Origin of the sequence: Streptococcus suis (genome assembly GCF_046032115.1) — a bacterium.
GTDB lineage: Bacteria > Bacillota > Bacilli > Lactobacillales > Streptococcaceae > Streptococcus > Streptococcus suis_AJ.
In genome coordinates this window covers 141,095-154,591 of sequence record NZ_JARQOZ010000001.1, presented here as the reverse complement: position 1 = coordinate 154,591, position 13,497 = coordinate 141,095, and the positions used below count along the sequence as shown (strand labels likewise).

Here is a 13,497-nt window from a genome sequence, read left to right as displayed (position 1 = left end):
CCTTTCTAAGTTAGAGTTCGGTAATAGTATGCGGAATGACACGGCGGTAGCAGACCTGCTTGTCTTCCTTATTGTCATTGATAATTTGGTGGAGGGTATTGAAGGCCACGCGTCCAAGTTTAATGGCATGGACATCGACGTAGGCTTCAATATCCAATTTTGGTTTGACAGAGTCAAAGGAGATGATGGGGAGTTTGGTACCAGCTTCGTTGAGGTATTTGACAATTCCTTCCGCGACCATGGTATCGGTTGTGACGATTGCGTCTATATCCTGTTTGAGTAATTTCTTGGAGATCTTATAGGCACTATCTTCCAATAGGAAACCTGATACAAACTTGACCTTGTTTTCATCCAGAGGGATGTTGTGTGATTTCAAGGCGTTCTTATAGCCTGCATAGCGGTCTTGGGATACGACCAGCTCCTTGTTACCAGCGACAAAGGCGATATTCTTGTAGCCTTTATTGATGAAGTAATTGGTCGCTTCAAATCCAGCTTGGATATTGTCATTGTCGACCAGGGAGATAAATGGAGAATCTGCCTTTCCAAGAATGAGGAAGGGAAATTTATGCTGAATGGCTAGCTGGACCAGCGGATCATCTGGCTTAGAATAAAGGAAAATCAGCCCGTCTACTCGTTTCCCGTAAACCATTTGAGAAATAGCTTCAAGACGTTGCTCTTCATTTTTACCCGTAGAGATTTGAAGGGCGTAATTGTGGTCTGCAGCCACCTGTGAAATGCCACGCAGGGCTGTTGGGAAGAAGGGGTTTTGGTAGAAGACATCGGAATCATCTGGCAAAACCAGTCCGATAACCTGTGTATAGCTAGAAACTAGGCTTCGAGCGTTGAGGTTTGGATGGTAGTTGAGATCCGCCATGGCTTTCCGCACCAAGTCTTTCGTTTTTTGGCTAATGGCAGAGCTATTTTGAATGACACGAGTAACTGTAGATGGCGAGACACCAGCTAATTTAGCCACATCTTTGATGGTTGCACGCATATAGACCTCCTAGATTTCATCTCTGAATTTTGTTTTGAAAAATACCCATAACAAGCATAGCACAAATAGGATATTTTGTATGGTTAGAAGGGTAGTCACAGGTTGACCAAATAGTCCAATTAGACAGGCTATAAGAGTAGGCAGGCCCAGACAGTTGAGAGCAAAATTATAGCACTCTGCAAACGTTTCAAAATGGAAGAAACGAGACTTTTTAGTCAAAAAGAGGAAGAAGCTGGCTCCTAGTAGGATGAAGAGTAGGTTTGTTGTTAAAATAAAGGTCGAAATAAGAGTGATGGACAGTCCGACAGCTGCTCGGTTGGCTTGATACCATTTTTTAGAGATGGCTGCAGTTAATGTCTCCTTACTAGTAAAATCGTCAGTATTCAAACCTTCATAAGTCAATTCGCTTAGAATATCACTTCCTTTACGAATAGTCAGAGACTGATTGGCGAATTGATAAGTAAAGTCAGAACTAGAGCTAACGGTATCACCAAATGTCACTTGCTCCCAGTTAGTATTTCCAGTATAGGTTAGGTGGTTGTTTTCGATGACTGCATGTTGACGGAGGTCATCTACGACCTGATCTGTCAGAGGTGCATAGATACCTTCTACGAAATTTTCTAAAGGATAGGTTTCGAGATTGACAGTCTGTAGGGAGCTCGGAATGAGCAAGAGCGCCACTAAAAAAAGCGTTGTAAACAACCGTTGCCAAAGGTTCATTAGTCTACGATTGGCAAACATATTTCTTGGAGAGAAGATACTAGAAAAATAGGAAAAAGGATATGGGAGCATTCGTTGGACCTTTCATAAATATCAATGTTTCCCCTAAAAAGGGAAAAGGTGGGACAGGGTTATCCCTTGTCGCCACCGCTTGTTAAACCAGATACAAAGTTCTTTTGTAGGAAGAAGAATAGGATACTGATAGGGAGGGCAATAAGAATAGCACCTGCCGCAAAGTAGGCAATCTTCATATTTTTCACATCACTGATGAAGGTTTGAAGGCCGACAGCTACAGTATAGAATTCTTTTTCACGAAGCAAGAATTTGGATAGGATGTAATCTCCAAAAGGTCCCATGAAGGCCCAGAGCGCTTGTACAGCAATCATTGGACGAACGAGTGGGAGGACGATTTGCCAGAAACGTCTGAAGTGACCAGCGCCGTCTAGTTTTGCAGATTCATCAAGTGAGATTGGCACCGTATCGAAGTAGCCTTTCATGAGCCAAGCGTTCATTGGGATACCACCACCGACATAAAGGAAGATGAGGAACCAGCTTTGGTTGAGCGCATTGAGCATGAGGGCCATAACGAAGAAGGCGGTAAGAGCAGCCATGGTTGGTACCATTTGGATAATCAAGAAGAAGACCAAACTCTGCTTACGAGCGATGAAGTTATAGCGACTATAAGCGTAACCCGCTAGTACCACTATACTTGTTTGAATAACCATTGTCAAGAGAGCAATGATAAGCGTATTGAGGTACCATGTTCCGTATAGAGTCTCGCTAAAGAGCTTACTGAAATTGTCTAGTGTAAAGTTGATATTGCTATCCAATTTGAAGGCAACCACGTTACCAGACTTGAAGGCAGACATGATTGTAATCAAGAGAGGATAGATGATGATAACAGACAGAACAATCAGATAGAGATAGGTTAAGGTCTGATTGATTCTACGTCTAAATTTTACAGATACTTTCATCTTATACATCCTCCATTTCAAAAGCATTTAGTTTTTTGAAGGCAATCATGGAAATACTGATGACAATCATTGAGATAATCAATGTAACTGCTGCCGCCATTGAGTATTGAGGTGATGTACCTGTGGTTAATTTATAAATCCATGAAATCAAGATGTCAGTTGAACCTGCTCCACCACCGACGCTACCAGGACCACCATTGTTGAAGAGGTAGATGATAGAGAAGTTGTTGAAGTTGAAGGTGTATTGACTGATTAGTGTTGGAGCTGCTACTGCTAAAATCATCGGAAGGGTGATGTTACGGAATTTTTGAATGGCACTTGCACCATCAATGTAAGCAGCTTCGTACAAGTCGTTTGGAATGGATTGTAAAATACCCAAGGTCAAAACATAGATATAAGGGAAACCAAGCCAAGCCTGCATCATAATGAGAGCAACTTTAGTCCAGAATGGGTCGGTCTTCCAAGGGATAAGGAAATTATCGATGAATGGTAGGAATTTGCTCAGGAATGGCAATACCTGTGTGTTAATAGCGCCGACACTATCGTTGAACATGTTACTAAAAGTCAAGATAGTTACGAAGGCAGGAACAGCCCATGGGAGCAAGAAGATAACACCGAAGATACGTTTTCCTTTGATGAATGGTTGATTTGCGATGATGGCTGTCAAGATACCGATAACAATTTGAGCTGTTGAAGCACAGAGTGCCCAGATAATTGTCCAGCCAAGTACAGAACCAAATGCGGTACGGAATGTGCTTAGTTTCCAGATGTTTGTAAAGTTGGTAATACCAATCCAATCCAACAAGGCACCTGGTGGCAGGTGTTTGAAGTCGTAGTTTGTAAAGGCGATAAACAATGTAACGACAACTGGGAAGATGATAGCAAAGGTCATCGCAATATATGATGGGATAATCAAGAGATATGGGAAACCATTCTCATAGATACCTTTTACCATTTCTTTTAATGTGGTAGCTACTGGCATCCCTGAATTCCATCGTTTCGCAGTATCACGTGCATCTTTTAGGTTGAGTGCATAGAAAGCGAGATAGACAACCGTGATAATCAAATGGAAAGAACCACGAATCAGCATGAATAGCGAATTATCTTGTCCACGAACACTACCGAGGGTAATCAAGTTGCCTAATTCACCAGCTGCAATTGCAATAAAATAAACAAGGAAGGCAAGGGTAACACCCAAAAAGATGTATCCTTTGGCTTTTTGTTTATTGTAGATTTGTCCGAGACCAGGGATCAGGGACAAAAGGAGTGCCTTACCTGGATTTTGTTTCATAGTCATAGTCTCCTTATATAGCTTCTGAATAGATGGTCGATTTTATCTATTCAGTTTATCGTTAAGTAATAAAGTAGACTGGGAGGAACTCCCAGTCCAACTTTAAACTTGACTAGTTGCTGTGTTTTTGAGCAATTTCGTCTGCAATAGCTTTCACAGCGTCTGTTGCAGCAGTTTTAGCGTCTTTTGCACCACTTGCAGCTTCGAAGAGCATGTTACCAGCTGGTGTCCAAACTGAACCCATTTCTGAGATGTTTGGCATTGGTTGAGCTGAAGCGAACTGGTTGATAACTGCAGTTGTCAATTCGTCGTTTTTGCTTACAGCATATTCACGAGCGTCAGTGTTAGCTGGAACTTCGTTTGTAGCGTCGTAAAGTGCTTTTTGTTGGTCTGTAGCAGTCAAGAAGTCAACAAATTTTTGAGCCATTTCTTGGTTTTTAGCGCCTGTAGGAACAACCCACGCTTTACCACCACCGAATGCTGAGTAGTTTTTACCGTTTACAAGAGTTGGGATTGTTGCTACACCATAGTTTACGCCAGCTTCTTTATATGAAGCTGCTTTCCAAGGTCCTTCGATAATAGCAGCTGCTTTACCATCTGTAAATTGAGTGTTAATCAAGTTGTTTGCAGCAGTACCGTCTTGAAGACCTTGAGGCCATTTTTCATACCAAGTTTTAGCGTATTCAATCGCTTTGATGGCACCTTCGTTAGCAAGTCCGATGTCTTTTGGATCAGTACCGTTTTCGCCAAATACGTAGCCACCGTAACCAGCTAGAAGTCCGTAAGTGTAGTAGAAGTTTGTCCAGTCAGCAAGGAAGGCAGTTGTTTTACCAGCTTCTCCTTCGAAGGCGTATTTGCTATCTTTAGCAAGTGTTTCAAGTTCTGCAAATGTCTTAGGAGCTTCAGTCAACAAGTCTTTGTTGTAGTAAAGAACAAGTGTTTCGATAACTGCTGGTGAACCGTAAACTTTACCACCGTTTGTTACAAGAGCAGTTGTTGTGTCATCTGCTTTGCTATCATCTGCAAGTGTCAATTCAGATAATTGACCTTCAGAACCAAGGCTACCTACACGGTCGTATGGTGCCATCATAACGTCTGGAGCTGAACCAGATTGGTTATCCAATGACAAGTTATCCAAACCAGTCAAAGCATCACCAGTTTTAACTGTAACAGTCACACCATTTTCTTTTTCGAAGTCAGCTTTGACGTCGTTGATATAAGATTCATAACCTTGGTCAACGTAGACAGTCAATTCTTTGCTACCTTCAGCAGACTTAGATGCCTCTGTTGATGAACCTGAGTTTGAGCAAGCAGCTAAAACAGCAGTTGATGCAGCTAAGAGAGCAACGCTCTTAAGAAGTTTGTGTTTCATATTCTTCCCTCCAAGAATAAATGTTTTATTGTGAAACGCTTGCTAGCGCAAACGTTTTCCTAAGATGTATTTATTATACACCAGAATGAATGCGTTTGCAAGTGTTTTTATAAAAAAATTAAAAAATTTTTTTAGGTTAATATAAAATATCGTAAAAACGATTCACTATTAATGAAGAAACTTGTAAATGCTATCGAAATTATTTGATAGAACTGTGAAAAAAGCTTGATTTGTTACCGTTTTCATTATATAATGAAACAAAGCAATCGTTTGCGTTTATAAAAAAGAATTTTTAGAAAGATATAGGGGACTATTATGAAAGAACGCCAAAGTGGTGTGCTCATGCATATCTCATCTCTACCTGGTAAATACGGCATTGGTTCTATGGGACAGGCTGCCTATGATTTTGTTGATTTTTTGGAAAGAACCAAGCAGCGCTACTGGCAGATTTTGCCTTTGGGAACAACCAGTTATGGAGATTCTCCTTACCAGTCATTTTCAGCTTTTGCAGGGAATACTCATTTTATTGATTTCGATATATTGATCGATAAAGGCTGGCTGGCAGCAGAGGATTTACAAGGTGTTGACTTTGGGCAGAATCCTACAGAGGTAGATTACGCAGCCATTTTTTATGCTCGCCGTCCATTACTGGAGAAGGTAGTTGCCAACATGAAGGCACAAGGATTGCCAGAAGATTACTGGATGTTCTTAGGGGAGAATGATTTTTGGATTCATACCTTTGCGGAGTATATGGCTATAAAAGAGCATTTTGATCTCAAACCTTGGACAGAGTGGGAAGATCAAGGGGTGCGCTTACGTTACCACGATACCTTGGAATATTATCGTCACTTGTTGGCAGATCGAATTGATTATCACCGCATTACACAATATTTATTCTTTTCACAATGGAAGGCTTTAAAGGCTTATGCCAATGCCAAAGGTGTTGAGTTTGTTGGGGATATGCCGATTTATATCGCGGCTGATTCTGCTGATATGTGGGCCAACCCTCATTTCTTTAAAACGGATGAAGAAGGCAAACCGAGTGTGGTTGCAGGATGCCCACCAGATGCCTTTTCGGAAATTGGTCAGCTTTGGGGCAATCCGATTTATGATTGGGAAGCGATGAAGCATGACGGATTTACTTGGTGGGTGGCTCGTTTACGTGAATCATTTAAGATATACGATATGGTACGTATCGACCACTTTATCGGCTTTGCTTCTTTCTGGGAAATTCCAGCAGGGGAAGAAACGGCGGTCAATGGTTACCGTGTGGAAGCACCAGGTTTCGAACTCTTTGAAACCATCAAGTACCACTTGGGCGATTTGAATATTATCGCGGAAGATTTGGGAACAGTGACAGATAAGGTCATCCAATTACGTGATACGACAGGTTTCCCAGGTATGAAAGTCTTGCAATTTGCCTTTGAACCTGAGGGCGACAGCATTGAGATGCCGCACAATCACCGCAATAATGTCGTAGCCTATACTGGTACGCATGACAATGATACGATTCTTGGTTGGTATGAAAAGGAAACGACGGAAGAATCCCGTGCATTCTTAGACAAGTACAGCAATCGTCGTGATGAAGAAACGGTTAGCCATGCTATGTTCCGCTTGCTGTTCGGCTCACCTGCCTTTATGGCTGTAGCTACTATGCAGGACTTGCTTGGTCTGGATGGATCCGCTCGTATGAATCTGCCAAATACCCTTGGTGGCAACTGGACCTGGCGGATGACTGCTGACCAGCTCACCCCTGCAATTGAGGCAGAATTGCTTGATTTGACAGTGACCTATCGCCGTGAGAATGCTATTATAAAAGCAAAAGAACAAGAAATGACAGAACCATCAGCCTAGGCTGGTGGTTTTTTGTAAAGGCTTGCAAGATATGGTATACTGTTTGGGTAAGGATGAATAGGTGAAGTAGGGGGACTAGTATGGATTTAGGACAAAAAATCGAGCAACTGAGGCTAGAAAAGGGGCTGAGCCGCCCAGATTTTTGCGGAGATGAAACCGAGTTGACAGTACGGCAATTAGCTCGGATAGAAAGTGGTCAATCGCAGCCCTCTATTCCCAAGTTAGAGTACATTGCCCAGCGTTTAGGCATTCCAGCCTATAGCCTGATGCCAGACTATAAGGAACTGCCACAAGGCTATCTGGAACTCAAGTACAAGTTGCTGCGGGAGCCGATATATAATAAAGTGGAGGTGTTGGATAAACAGGAAGGGTATATCGAAACCATATATGATACCTATTTTGAAGAACTCCCAAAATCTGAGCAAAGAATTTGTGAAGCTATGCAGGCTATGGTTGATATGGTGCGGACCAATCAACCAGATTATGCAGTAGGTTTATTGGCAGAAACAATGCCACTTCTTATGAATAAAGAAGTGTGTGATGTCAATGACTTGATTCTTATTCGGCTCTTTTTTGTCCAGCAAACAATAGGAGAGAATACAGTTAGTAGAGTTCAAAATAACTTTGAATCTATCTCGTTTTTAATGAAAAAACTAGCCAGCAGTCAGACATTTGTTCGATTAGAAGATACTTTTTATTTAAGAGATGCGATTATCTCAGGTCTAGCCTGCTTTGAACTGGTAGAATATTATGACGATGCCCCTATCTATATTGATTGTCTTCGTGGAATAATGGAAGAGACGCAAGATTATCAAAAGAAACCTCTCTTGTTTATGCTGGAATGGAAAACGGCTTTGAAATTGGAGGGGAATTATGAAAAAGCTGAAAAAGTTTACCAGTCAGCCAAATTGTTTGCTCAGGTCATTGGAAATGACTATCTGGCACAGAAATTAGCAGAGGAGTGGCAGAAAGATTTGAAAAAATATTTGTAACTATAATTTATCGGTGACATAAATGTCATCGCTGAAAGACCTAAAAGATGAGATTGTTCGTCTTTTAGGTCTTTTTTGATCTCTTGAATGCCTTTTTACGCTTTATAGATTATTTTCGATGACATTGTGGTCATTGGTGATTTTTGAAGAAGACGCTATAATCAAGCCTGTAAATAAGGTACATCAATGTTTAACTTTTTTAGCTTATTAAGTTCTTTTCGTTTTTCGGAATGGTGGGAAATGAGGTGATACCATGAGATGTATTTTTGAAAAGGTGTATATTCTGTGAAAGGAATTATACCTAAAATAAACAATAAGACAGAAACAAAAGGAGAAAATTAAAACGAAAAAAATTGGTAAATGGTTGGCACTTGGTGCTGTTGTCGCTGGTATTGCAGTAGCTCCATCAGCTTCTGCTGTTACAGTTGTAAAATCGTATCGCTATGATGTAAACAAGTATACTGGTGGTGGAAGTAATTACCATGGTTATCAATATGTAAACATTCCAAACTGGTCACGTTACGCTGGTTCTAGCCGTATCTTTGTCAGTCAAGGTTGGAACTACACAAGGTATCAACACATTAACTACTATTCAGGTAGATACTAAGATTTTCGGCAGGAGAGAAAATCTCTCCTGCACTTTTTATGAGAGGTGAGGATAATGACTTTAGAGATTAAAAACATGACCATTGCGACACGGCATCCTGTTTTGACGAATTTTTCCTATCAATTCCATAAGGGGAACTTGTACGGCATCGTCGCTACCAACGGTTCTGGAAAGACAACATTTTTCAGAACAGTGGCAGGCTTGCTAGCTCCTATGACTGGTCGGTCGAGTTGGTCTAGTACTGCTGGTCATCCAAATAGGGACTTGTTTTACTATGAAACGAGCGAATGGTTTGAGGGAAATCTTTCTGGTCTGGACTATTTACGATTTGTCAAACAAACTTGGCAGTCTTCGGTGGACATTGATGCGGTTATTTCCTATTGGGAAATGGAGGACTATATCCACCTACCTATTCGCCAGTATTCGTTGGGGATGAAACAGCGGGTCTTGATTGCCATGTATATGGTCAGCGACGCGACCTATCTGTTGATGGATGAGATTACCAACGGTTTGGATGAAGCGAGTCGAAAACTGTTCTTTAAAGCCTTGCACCAACTTTGTCAAGAAAACAAAATGATTATCTTGACCTCTCATTATAAAGAGGACATTGAAGAATATTGCCATGTGACCTTGAAACTGGTCAATGAAACCATGCAGGAGGTGGACTGATGACTTACAAGAAATTTCTATTTGCTCAATTAGTAAAAAACAAGTTGACCTATGTACCTCTAGTACTATTGTTGCTTGCTTGTTTGGGAACCTTGTTCCTCAATCATCAGGCCTCACAAGCCAATAATCTTGGGACACAAATTCGGCAGAATCAACTGACCAATGCCCAAGCTATCGAAGAAAACAAGGCTCGTTTGGAGAGTCTGGATCCAGAATCTGAGGAATATGTTTATATTTCAAAAAGTATAGAGGATGGGCAAGCGATTATTGCTTCTGATGAGGAATTTCTAAAGGCTTTTACAGCTGGTCAGTGGGATCAAGTCTATAATCGTCAGCTAGACTATCTGTCGTCTGCCAAGGCTTCCTTGGAAGCTCATAGTCCTGAAAAGGATGTTTTGGAGGCTTTGGATAGGGAGATTGCTTATTATACGGCTCTTTCTAAGATTGATCTACCTTTTGAGGATACCCACTTCCCACATACAGCCTTCCAATTTCTCCCGTCCTTGTTTACCTACATCTTCCCTGCCCTTCTTCCGGTTGGAATCGCCTTTGTCTTAACCAATGTCTATGGGGGTGCCTACGCAGGAAAGCTGGACAAGTATCGGATGTTGCCCCTGTCTCGAGGACAACGCATGGTGCAGGAATTAGGAGTTGGCTTTGTTTTTTCTCTCTTGCTGTTTAGTTTGGTTTCTCTAGTTTCCTTTCTAGCCGCAGGTTTGGCATTTGGATTTGGAAGCCTTCAGTACCCAACTCTTGCTTACAGTTTGGATCATTTCCAGCTTTCCTTTGTGACGATTGGTTCTGTCCTTCTGCCAAGTTTACTTCTCCAAATCCTCTCCCTTGTCTTTATCAGTAGTCTGGTCTATCTAATCAGCTTGGTGACTAAAAATCGGATGACAGCCCTCTTTATGTCCGCGGTTAGTTTGTTTGCGTTGGTCTGGCTACCAAGTTTGCTCAATCCTCTCTTCAAAATGGCCCATCTGCTCCCAACGACCTATATGAGAAGTTTTGAAATCACAACTGGTGTTTTCCAGAAAGGTATTGACAACCATGTATTGAGTTGGGGATTGGGTGTGCCTGTAATTTTTGTCTGGACTGCACTGGTTATTGGTTTGTCCTATGTATTTTTGGGAAGAGTAAGTAAAATGTAGGAGGAGATTGGACATGGATAAAAAATTTCATTACTATAGAGTTCCAGAATATACGATTGGACGTAGAAAGATGGATATGCTGGTCATTGAAAATTTGACGGATAACTTGATGTTGTATCAAGTTCGGGTAAATGGGTATTTGCTGGACTTTGTTAGTGCAGAGGGGCGGGTAGTCAGACACTACAGGTTGAAGGATCTGCCCTTGGATGTGGATTTGACGGTAGCGGATGTGGAGGACGATGTGGATTTGACCTTGCCGGAAAATCTGACCTACCGCCAATTTGATTTTTTCCAAAATATCGCCAATAAATAAAAGTATCTCCTCTAGGTCAGGCTTAGAGGAGATGTTCTTATTTCTTCTGCTTACGGATATAGAGCCAGTAGCTAATCCAGTAGTAGATGGTATAGAGCAGGGCGGCAACAAAGCTCCAGAAACCGATAGCAGCCAAAATATTAGTGAGGTCAGGGAAGAATAATTTTGCAAAATAATAAAAGAGTAGGTAGAGATAAAAGTATTGCCAGTAGTATTTTCTAAAATGTTTCATAGTTTCTCCTCCTTACCATTTTTCTATATTATAGCATTTTAATATATTTATTTCAACTTGTTCACAGATTCACATTGACAAAGCATGGTTTTTGGAGTAGAATAAGACTAAAATTAGGAGGTGCTTATATGAAAAGACCAATTCATTTATATATTTTTGTGATACTATCTAGCATTGCCAGTATCTTGAGGCTATTCAGTGCCTTTGTTTCGACCTTTAACGAGGAGCAGGTTCGTTCGGCTATGCAGGGTGCTGTTGGGATTAATGTGGAAGAGTATATTCTTGTTTTGCGTGAAACAGCCAATCTCCAGACCAGCATGATTCAGAAGATAGCAGCTATAGTTATGTTTGGTCTACTGATTGCAGTCATTGTTTTCCTCTTCATGAAGAAAAATGAGCTGGCTTCCTATCTTTACATTGGCTATCTATTTTTAACCTTGCTACTGAACACCTATAACTACCTAGCAGGTAAAGGTGTTGCTCAACTCTACTCAGATGCAGCCTTTCGTGATGGGACAGCAGCAACTATGTTAGGGGGCTACATCATCAATATTGTCTTATTTGCTATTTATTTTGGTGTGACGGTGTTCTTCCATTTACGTAAGCCAAAGGAACAGCCAAGTACTGCTATTAATTCCACAGATATTTAATCATCTAAAAAACTGCACGGTTAGCATGAACCGTGCAGTTTTTGTTTCTTATGGAATTGCAATATAACGACGGACACCGGAATAGCTGATATAGCTGAGCCATTGTTTGCCTTCGGCAGTGACAATGCGGTCATAGCGGACAGATGAGCCGGCGTTATAGTAAGCAACCTCGGCAGAGGATAGGCTTGGTTGATTACGGATACTAGCTCTACTACGGAAGGTGTAAGTACCTGATGCAGGAAGCTGATTGTTAGCTTGAGTAGATGGCTGTGCTACTTGAGTTGTTGTTATTTGCTTGATAGGAATATAACGACGAGCCCCTGAATAACTAAGATAGCTAATCCACTGATATCCATCTGCTGTCAGTACTTTATCATAGCGAACTGTCTCTCCAGAGTAGTAGTAATCGATAGTCGGGCTGGATTGCTTGGCTTCATTTTTAATAGGTGCTTGTTGAGTGAAGGTATAAGTTCCGCTTGAAGCTAAGCTAGAGGAATTAGAAGTGGCTGGCTTTGTTTGGGTAATGGACGAGCTAGATAGGTCTTTGAAATGAATGTAGCCACTAACAGAGTTCTTATGGATAAGGCGACGATTGTAGGAATACCGAGTACCGTAGTTGTATTCTTCGATTTCTACCATGTCACCTTGAATGCCACTGACCCAGGCCACGTGCATAGGAGAGGTCCACCAGGCTACAGCACCGACTGCAGGGGTCATGTCGACACGGTATCCTTCCTGACGGGCTCTGCTTCCCCAGACGTCCGCATTACCATAAGCAGGTGGAATTTCAAATCCATTGACTTTGCTGAGGCGGAAGGCTACGAAGGATGTACATTGACGAGTGTAGAGTTTCCAGGGGTCAACAGCATCAATGGCTGTGTAGGGATAATCGTTCCCCCGTGCAATAGATCCGGTGGTTAGGGAGCTAGTGGTTGTACTTGTAGCTCTTGCTTGATTTGTTGTAGGGCTTTGGCTGTTACGCGTCTGACTTTGGCTTGTATTTTTTTGGGAAATAGCAGAGCTACTTGCTGATGAAGTATTAGTTTGGTTTTGGTTGGTCTTTGTTTGTTTAGTCTGGCTTTGACTTTCCTGTGAAGCAGGCGTCGTTTGTTGAGAGCTTGCTGGACTAGAAGATGGAGTGGTTACTTGTGTAGACGATGTAGTTGTGCCTGCAGGGCTCTTTTCTTGATAGCTTGATGGGGTGGATTGAATGGAAGTCGTAGTACTTGTTTGGTTTGTACTAGACTGATTGCTAGTAGATTGACTGACTTGTGTTTTTATGTCCTGACCAGTCGAGCTAGTCGTCCTTGTTTGGGTGGAAGCCGGGGTTATAGCTGTACCGGTTGTCGTATTGGCAGTAGCCACTGGGCCAGCTGTTAGACAGGCGTAGGCTAGCAAAACAGAGGCGGCGCCGAGTGAATAGGTGCGGATAGAAAAACGTGGTTGGTTTGTTGTCAGTGTTCTTTGTGTCATTCAGACTCCTTTGAAAAAATGTTTTGTAGAGGTCTTAGAACCTGTATTTACAAGTATAGTACTTTTAGATAAGAAATCATTTTTCGCTCATCAAGGAAGTTTTGAGAGAATACGGACTGTATTTTGAAAAAAACGAATGATGAGTAGCTGAAAAACTAGCTTTATACTCAATAAAAATCAAAAATAGCAAGTCTAAGCTACTTAT

14 protein-coding genes are annotated in these 13,497 nt (G+C 41.6%); 7 read left to right on the top strand and 7 right to left on the bottom strand.

Features of this window, described 5'->3' with window-relative positions; translation table 11 throughout:
• Positions 1-10 precede the first annotated feature (10 nt).
• The 5 genes from P7J36_RS00890 to P7J36_RS00870 all read right to left on the bottom strand — a co-directional run bounded on the left by P7J36_RS00890 (position 11) and on the right by P7J36_RS00870 (position 5,351).
• A complete protein-coding gene (locus P7J36_RS00890; protein ID WP_408550806.1) occupies positions 11-994 on the bottom strand; it encodes a LacI family DNA-binding transcriptional regulator in 984 nt (327 codons plus the stop codon).
• A gap of 9 nt (positions 995-1,003) precedes the next feature.
• Positions 1,004-1,714, bottom strand: coding sequence for a hypothetical protein (locus P7J36_RS00885; RefSeq protein ID WP_238137273.1), 711 nt, complete (start codon positions 1,712-1,714; stop codon positions 1,004-1,006).
• A 131-nt stretch (positions 1,715-1,845) separates the two neighbouring features.
• Complete coding sequence (locus P7J36_RS00880) at positions 1,846-2,688, bottom strand: sugar ABC transporter permease (RefSeq protein WP_024384271.1); 843 nt, start codon at positions 2,686-2,688, stop codon at positions 1,846-1,848.
• 1 nt (position 2,689) lies between these two features.
• Positions 2,690-3,985: a sugar ABC transporter permease gene (locus P7J36_RS00875; protein WP_024376014.1), complete on the bottom strand. Its 1,296-nt coding sequence runs from the start codon at positions 3,983-3,985 to the stop codon at positions 2,690-2,692.
• Positions 3,986-4,091: 106 nt separating this feature from the next.
• The gene (locus P7J36_RS00870; protein ID WP_408550807.1) at positions 4,092-5,351 is read right to left on the bottom strand and encodes an extracellular solute-binding protein; all 1,260 of its coding nucleotides are present in this window, start codon (positions 5,349-5,351) and stop codon (positions 4,092-4,094) included.
• Between the two features lie 315 nt (positions 5,352-5,666).
• Between P7J36_RS00870 and malQ the strand changes: the two genes are divergently transcribed.
• The 6 genes from malQ to P7J36_RS00840 all read left to right on the top strand — a co-directional run bounded on the left by malQ (position 5,667) and on the right by P7J36_RS00840 (position 10,937).
• Complete coding sequence (malQ, locus tag P7J36_RS00865; RefSeq protein WP_408550808.1) at positions 5,667-7,205, top strand: 4-alpha-glucanotransferase; 1,539 nt, start codon at positions 5,667-5,669, stop codon at positions 7,203-7,205.
• 80 nt (positions 7,206-7,285) lie between these two features.
• Positions 7,286-8,197 carry a helix-turn-helix domain-containing protein gene (locus P7J36_RS00860; protein ID WP_398581599.1) on the top strand — a complete coding sequence of 304 codons (912 nt, stop codon included), beginning with the start codon at positions 7,286-7,288 and terminating at the stop codon, positions 8,195-8,197.
• Positions 8,198-8,561: 364 nt separating this feature from the next.
• The gene (locus P7J36_RS00855; protein ID WP_408550809.1) at positions 8,562-8,804 is read left to right on the top strand and encodes a hypothetical protein; all 243 of its coding nucleotides are present in this window, start codon (positions 8,562-8,564) and stop codon (positions 8,802-8,804) included.
• A 54-nt stretch (positions 8,805-8,858) separates the two neighbouring features.
• The gene (locus P7J36_RS00850; RefSeq protein WP_408550810.1) at positions 8,859-9,473 is read left to right on the top strand and encodes an ABC transporter ATP-binding protein; all 615 of its coding nucleotides are present in this window, start codon (positions 8,859-8,861) and stop codon (positions 9,471-9,473) included.
• Entirely contained in the window at positions 9,473-10,624 is a 1,152-nt protein-coding gene (locus P7J36_RS00845) for a hypothetical protein (RefSeq protein ID WP_408550811.1), read from the top strand. Before P7J36_RS00850 ends, P7J36_RS00845 begins: the two co-directional genes overlap by 1 nt.
• A 13-nt stretch (positions 10,625-10,637) precedes the next feature.
• Entirely contained in the window at positions 10,638-10,937 is a 300-nt protein-coding gene (locus P7J36_RS00840; RefSeq protein WP_408550812.1) for a hypothetical protein, read from the top strand.
• A 37-nt stretch (positions 10,938-10,974) separates the two neighbouring features.
• Here P7J36_RS00840 and P7J36_RS00835 read toward each other — a convergent pair whose 3' ends face one another.
• Entirely contained in the window at positions 10,975-11,169 is a 195-nt protein-coding gene (locus P7J36_RS00835; RefSeq protein ID WP_408550813.1) for a hypothetical protein, read from the bottom strand.
• 128 nt (positions 11,170-11,297) lie between these two features.
• Between P7J36_RS00835 and P7J36_RS00830 the strand changes: the two genes are divergently transcribed.
• Positions 11,298-11,819 carry an ABC transporter permease gene (locus P7J36_RS00830; RefSeq protein WP_408550814.1) on the top strand — a complete coding sequence of 174 codons (522 nt, stop codon included), beginning with the start codon at positions 11,298-11,300 and terminating at the stop codon, positions 11,817-11,819.
• A gap of 48 nt (positions 11,820-11,867) precedes the next feature.
• On the opposite strand, the gene P7J36_RS00825 is transcribed toward P7J36_RS00830, so the two are convergent.
• Complete coding sequence (locus tag P7J36_RS00825; protein ID WP_408550815.1) at positions 11,868-13,292, bottom strand: SH3 domain-containing protein; 1,425 nt, start codon at positions 13,290-13,292, stop codon at positions 11,868-11,870.
• Between the last annotated feature and the right edge of the window lie 205 nt (positions 13,293-13,497).

Bases quoted from the DNA above. Each gene is read 5' to 3' on its own strand.
- P7J36_RS00885 (WP_238137273.1), bottom strand. From the start codon at position 1,714: ATGAACCTTTGGCAACGGTTGTTTACAACGCTTTTTTTAGTGGCGCTC.
- P7J36_RS00845 (WP_408550811.1), top strand. From the start codon at position 9,473: ATGACTTACAAGAAATTTCTATTTGCTCAATTAGTAAAAAACAAGTTG.
- P7J36_RS00880 (WP_024384271.1), bottom strand. From the start codon at position 2,688: ATGAAAGTATCTGTAAAATTTAGACGTAGAATCAATCAGACCTTAACC.
- P7J36_RS00825 (WP_408550815.1), bottom strand. From the start codon at position 13,292: ATGACACAAAGAACACTGACAACAAACCAACCACGTTTTTCTATCCGC.
- P7J36_RS00840 (WP_408550812.1), top strand. From the start codon at position 10,638: ATGGATAAAAAATTTCATTACTATAGAGTTCCAGAATATACGATTGGA.
- malQ (WP_408550808.1), top strand. From the start codon at position 5,667: ATGAAAGAACGCCAAAGTGGTGTGCTCATGCATATCTCATCTCTACCT.
- P7J36_RS00875 (WP_024376014.1), bottom strand. From the start codon at position 3,985: ATGACTATGAAACAAAATCCAGGTAAGGCACTCCTTTTGTCCCTGATC.
- P7J36_RS00870 (WP_408550807.1), bottom strand. From the start codon at position 5,351: ATGAAACACAAACTTCTTAAGAGCGTTGCTCTCTTAGCTGCATCAACT.
- P7J36_RS00850 (WP_408550810.1), top strand. From the start codon at position 8,859: ATGACTTTAGAGATTAAAAACATGACCATTGCGACACGGCATCCTGTT.
- P7J36_RS00835 (WP_408550813.1), bottom strand. From the start codon at position 11,169: ATGAAACATTTTAGAAAATACTACTGGCAATACTTTTATCTCTACCTA.
- P7J36_RS00830 (WP_408550814.1), top strand. From the start codon at position 11,298: ATGAAAAGACCAATTCATTTATATATTTTTGTGATACTATCTAGCATT.
- P7J36_RS00890 (WP_408550806.1), bottom strand. From the start codon at position 994: ATGCGTGCAACCATCAAAGATGTGGCTAAATTAGCTGGTGTCTCGCCA.
- P7J36_RS00860 (WP_398581599.1), top strand. From the start codon at position 7,286: ATGGATTTAGGACAAAAAATCGAGCAACTGAGGCTAGAAAAGGGGCTG.